Annotated in this window: 1 protein-coding gene and 2 pseudogenes; 1 reads left to right on the top strand and 2 read right to left on the bottom strand. The window is 72.0% G+C overall.

All coding sequences use genetic code 11. From position 1 onward, the window contains the following. Positions 1 to 872, bottom strand: a pseudogene (locus MXD58_RS18855) (hypothetical protein); the annotation flags it as partial. Positions 873 to 1,148: 276 nt separating this feature from the next. On the opposite strand from MXD58_RS18855, the gene MXD58_RS18850 reads away from it, so the two are divergent. Then, positions 1,149 to 2,552 (top strand): tetratricopeptide repeat protein, encoded by a 1,404-nt coding sequence (locus MXD58_RS18850; RefSeq protein WP_248837662.1) that lies wholly within the window; start codon positions 1,149 to 1,151, stop codon positions 2,550 to 2,552. On the opposite strand, the pseudogene MXD58_RS18845 reads toward MXD58_RS18850, so the two are convergent. Continuing rightward, positions 2,546 to 5,455: pseudogene (locus MXD58_RS18845) on the bottom strand (hypothetical protein); the annotation flags it as partial. The gene MXD58_RS18850 and the pseudogene MXD58_RS18845 sit on opposite strands and share 7 nt — an antisense overlap.

Raw genomic sequence — 5,455 nt, 5'->3', positions numbered from 1 at the left:
GCGGCGAACAGCGGGCCCGCGACCGGGTCGACCTCGTCGAAGACCCGGGCGATCGTCAACGGCGGGCCCGGCTCGCGGGCCCACAGCAGTGCGCCGCAGGACCGGGCGAACAGCTGATACGGCGGTGGTTCGACGCCGGCGAGGCACACCTCGACCTGCGGGCTGGGTTCACCGGCCAGGTCCAGCGCGGCGCCGAGCCGGTCGGCCACGGCCACCGGCCACACCTGCGCCCGGTCACCGGAGGCCACGGGGTCGACGGTGAGGACGTAGACCCGCTTCGGCGCCGGCCAGGGCGCGCCGCCCGCCGGTGCCCGCCAGGCACGCCACAGCCCGACCGCGGTCGGTTCGACCTCGACGGCGGCCACCATCGTCGCGTCGACGTCCGCCGGCGCATCGGAGCCGGTCGCCGCCGCGGACCCGCTCAGGTCCAGGGGCAGCACCGCAGCCGCCGTGGCACCGGCGGGCTCGACGGAGTGAAAATCCCAGGCCAGCGGCCCGGCGTCGCCGGCCTGCCCCGCCCCGCCGGCGTCGTCCCGGTCGGGCGCGCGCGGCTCCAGCGGGTCCGAACCTGGGACGTCGGATTCCAGCGGGCCCGCCTCCAGGGCATCGAGCGCGGCGACGATGTGCCCGTCGTGGCCCGCGGCCGCCAGCTCGTCACGGACCAGCACCAGCTCGCCGACGCCGACGCCGACGTTCCCGGCGGTGACGGCGAAGGCGACCGCCTGCGCGACGTCGAGGAACAGCCCGGCGGCCAGCCACGCCCGGGCCTCGCTGACCAGGTCGTCCGGCAACCGCCCGGCGAGGCGCAGCAGCAGGCTGTGCCAGCGCGCCGCCTGGACATCGTCCATCCCCGCCTCGGAGCCCGCGACCACCCTGCACTCCTTCCGCCCGGTGCGCGGGCCGGCCGGCACCGCCGCACAACCCGCTCTGTCGGATGCACGCGCCGCGCGGCGCCCGGAGTTCACCACGCGCGGCGAGAACTTCCGGGCAACGGAGCGTGGTGGAGCATCGGGGAGAGCAGCTCCGTGGGTTCTTACCGTGACCGTCGCCCCGGTCGCCGGCGGACCGACGGGTTCACCGCACGGCCGCGGTGGCGAGGCGCCGCCGGGGCCCCCGCCGCGGCTTGATCATCGATATATGCTTCGCCCATGGGGGAGGCGCCGATCCGCATCTTCGTGGCAATGCCGTTCTCGACCATGGGCACGAGCGCGGCGTGGGCGGATGTCCAGGAGATTCGTCGCGAGCTGTTCGACGTGGTCGCGCGCCGGCTGGCCGAACAGCTGGATAGACCCACGGATCTGGTCATCGAGGACGAGAAGAAGGTCAGCGCCCCCATCCACGATTCGATGTTCGCGGAGGCGCTCGCCGCGGATGTCTACATCGCCGACCTCTCGGGTAACAACGCGAACGTCTTCCTGGAACTGGGCGTGCGTTGGGCGAGTCGGGACGGCGTGACGATCCTGGTGACCCAGGATATCGACGATCATCCGAAGTTCAATGTAGGCGGAAATCGCATCATCCCGTACGGCTCGCGGCCCGGCGAACTGCGTTCCGCCGTGACCGACATCGTCGCCGCCGCTGCGTTCGGGCTACGTGCCCCCGGCCACATCGACAGTCCGGTCCGCCGCAACAGCGAAAGAATCACCATCGCCCGAACCGAACTGGACGGGCTCCGCGAGGAGATCGCCCGGCTTCGGGACGAGCAGGCCGAGGAAATCATTGAGCTCGCGCGGCGGTCACCGGACGACGCGGTGGAAATACTGAGCCGAGCCGTGCGGCACAGCCCCACGAACCATCGCGCCCACTTCGAGCTGGGCCGCGCGCTGGCGAGTTCGGCGAACAGCGCTGAGGACTACAGCCGGTCGGCGTCCGCCTTTCGTACCGCGACCAGGTTGCGGCCCGACTCCGGACCGGCCTGGCGGGAGCTCGGCGTGGTTCTCGGCAAGGGCGGACAGCTCACCGAGGCCGCCGACGCGTTCCGGCGGGCCGTCAGCATCAGTCCGGAAGATCATGAGACCTGGTCGACTCTCGGCGGCCTGCTGCGCAGACAGGCCCGGCGCGGCGATGGAGATTTCGACACCGTCCTGTTGAGACAGTCGCGCGACGCCTATCGAAAAGCCACCGAACTCAATGGAAACGACACCTACCCGCGGCTCAACGAAGCTCGGATCACCCTTCTTCTCGCGGGCGAGGATCCCGTTAGTCGAGCGGCGGCCCGCGCGTACTTCGAGCGGCTGGAAGGACTGGCCCGCTTCACCGTCCACGAACTCAGAGCCAGCGTGGCGACACCCGGCCGAGCTTCTACGGACCTGCCTTGGAAGCTGCTTGACCTCGCGGACTGCCTGATCTTCTCCGGCCGGGGCGAGGAAGGCCTGGAAACCGTCCGCGCGGCCGTCAACGAGATTCCCACGGCGAACCGTGCCTCCTACCTCGACTCCGCGATCGGGCCCTGGCGGGACGCGCTGGCCGCTGGGATCCTCGAGGAGACCGAAACCAGGTTTGTGACCCAGGCGATCGACATCGCGTCGCGGGCTGCCGCGCACTCCTACTGACCGCCGCCGGAGAGGCTTGGCGGGGTCGCGGGGCGCAGGCCGGCGGCGCGCAGCATCAGCAGGGCCAGGGATCGTTCGGCGACCCGGATGGCGAAGGTCAGCGCGAGGTCGGCGGACCCGGCGCGGTGGAAGAAGCGGCCGGAGCTGAGGTAGACGGCGAGGGTGCGGACCAGGCCCAGGACGAGACCGGAGACGAGGCTGCCGGCGAGCGCCACCCCACCGGCGGTCGCGGCGTCCCGCCCGCGCAGCGGGATGAAGTCCTTCGGGATGCCGTAGATCGCCGAGGTGGAGGACGTGGCGACGAACGAGGCCAGCATGCCGATCATCAGCGTGCCCTGGACGTAGTCGTAGACCGTGCCCCGCCAGCGCGGCGGGTTCTCCGGGCCGGCCCACTCGTTGTCCCAGTGCTTGTCGTGGTTGTAGGGGTTGCGGGTGTAGTGCTTGCCGCCGTCGACGTTGGCCAGGCCGTCCTTCCAGGATTTCAGCGGTGTGCCCTGCACGTCGTGCAGCACACTGTTGGCGGTCTTGACCAGCGCGGTGATCGCGGCGGCGGTGAAGACCCGGGCGAAGTCCAGGCCCGACACCTGGGCGCGGTTGACACCGGTGGTCGCGAGCAGGCGGGCCACGGAGTCGATGCCGAACTCGATGCCGTACTCGATGGCGGCCTTCTGGAACATCACCCGGGAGCGGGAGACGAACGTGCCGGCGAGTCCGTCGGTCGCCGTGTACTGCAGCCGGTTCGACTCCCGCCACATCCGGTCGTAGCCGCGGAACTGGTTGAGGGTGCCGCGGTACTCGAACTCGCGGCCGACGAGTGTCCGCGGGGTGCCGGGCAGCAGCCGTAGGCGGCCGAGCGGGCCGCGTTCCCAGACGTTGCCGGACAGGGTGCGGTAACGCAGCAGCCGGCCGCCCGCGTCGGTCTCCCGCCACTGCTTGTGGAACTTCTCGGACTCCCGGAAGACCCCGGAGCCCGGCGCGGTCTCGGTGCGCTCGCGGAACACGTCGCCCTGGTCGTACTCCCGCCAGCTGCCGTAGCCGCCCGGCCGGTGGGTCGGCCGGGGGGTGGTGTACTCGCGGACCCGGCCACCGGCCTGTTCGCGCACGACGTCGCCGGCCGCGTCGAGGTCGCGCCAGTCCGTCATCGCGGTGCCCGTGGGAATGTCGGGCTGCCAGGTCCGGCCGTCGGCGGAGCGCCACTGGCGCTGGGCCGGGACGCCGGTCGGGACGCCGTCGGCGTTGCGTAGCTGCGACTGCCAGGTGCTGGTCGCGGGGTCGCGCCAGGCGAACAGGCCGCTGCCCTTCTTCAGGGAGCGCATGTCGCGGATACGGGTCTGCACGCCACCGACGCGCTGGTAGTCGCGGTAGGAGTCGTCCCAACTGCCCGTCCACTGGTGGTTGCGGCTGCTGATGCGGGTGCCGACGTTCGTCCCGTCGCTCCAGGTCCAGGACGTGCCCCGGGTGGGGGTGCCGCTGCCCGTGACGGCGACGGTCGCGGGGGCAGTGGTCGCGGGGGCGGTGGTCGCGGGGGCGGTGGGGGCCGGGAAGGCGTCGGTGCGGGCGACTATCTCGCCCATCGTGTTGCGGGTGATCGTCGTCTCGGTGCCGGTGGGGGTGAAGGGCGTCGCGGCGGTCGGGGTGTACGTGGGCTGGTGGGTGCCCAGGTAGGACACGACGTTCCCGTTGGGGTCGGTGTGGCGCACGATGATCTTCGGGGTGAGGGGGCCGCCGGGCTGGATGGTGTCGATCCAGGCGGGCCCGCCGCCGAGCAGGTGCCGTTCCCCGGTGAGCGCCGGCGTGGTGCCCGATTCCGTCCACGTCAGGGTCCGGGGGGCACCGGTGGGGAGGTTGCCCTGCAGCGACTGCCAGCCGCCGGCCGCCGCGGCGCCGATCTTGACGGTGTGGCCGTTCTCGAGCTTCATCTCGCCGCGGACGAAGTGACCGTCGCCCGTGAAGTCAGCGAACGAGCCGTCGGGTGTCATCACCCGCACGCCGCGGGCGACGTTCGGGGCGGTGCGGTGGTGGACGCCGGCCTTCTCCTTCCACCGGTACACCTGGTAGCGACTGTCGGCGAAGGTCGCGCCGGGTTGGGCGAAGTCGACCTGGCCCCATTTCGAGCCGAAGAAGCGGGCGATCTGGCGGTAGGCGGCGTTGGAGATGGCGTCGGGGTCCTGCCAGAGGAACTGCGGCGGGCGTTGCTCGGCCCACCGGGTGATCTTCAACGTGTGGCCGCCGGTGACCGGTTCCAGGCGACCGACGTCCTTCGCCTGGGTGGAGATCTCCTTGTAGGTGTGGTCGACCTGATTGCCGCCGGTGCCGTCGGGCACGAGGCTGTGCTCGCGGTAGTGCAGGGCGTGCTTGAAGGAGTTCACCGACCGGTACTGCCGTTGGGCGTACGGCGCGGGCCCCGGGTTGCCCGCCGGTGTCAGGTCGGTCAGCGCGCGCAGGTCGCGGGTGCGGATGCCCTGCGCCATCAGCCGGCCGTCGGGGTTGTACCGGTACCAGCGCCACGACCCGTCCTCCTGGCGTTCCCCGCGCACCAGGCCCTTGTTCAGGGTCGTGCGTCCCTCGCGGACCAGCACGTCGCGGATCGTGCCGTGGGCGTGGTCCGACCAGGTCGCCCCGTCGGACTCGACACCGAACGTCCGCGTTCCCCGGGCGAGCGGGTCGCCGTACAGGCCGCTCGGGCCGGCGTCCCACTCGTGCCAGTAACGCTGGCCGTCACTGGCCCGTCGCACCTCCAGGAGGCTGCCGGAGCCGAGCAGGTCCCGGGCGTAGAACGGGCTGCCGTCGGCGCCGGTGAGGTACAGGCTGCCGTCCTGCCAGGTGGTGACCGCGCCACCGGAGTTGTACGCGGGACGGGCGGCGCCGGCGCCGGCTCCGGGCGGGACGGCGGCGGCTAGGCG

This window comes from Frankia sp. AgKG'84/4, from assembly GCF_023242965.2.
Classification (GTDB): Bacteria; Actinomycetota; Actinomycetes; order Frankiales; family Frankiaceae; genus Frankia.
The sequence above is the reverse complement of the archived record's forward strand: the minus strand, read 5'-3'. Positions and strand labels throughout refer to the sequence as shown.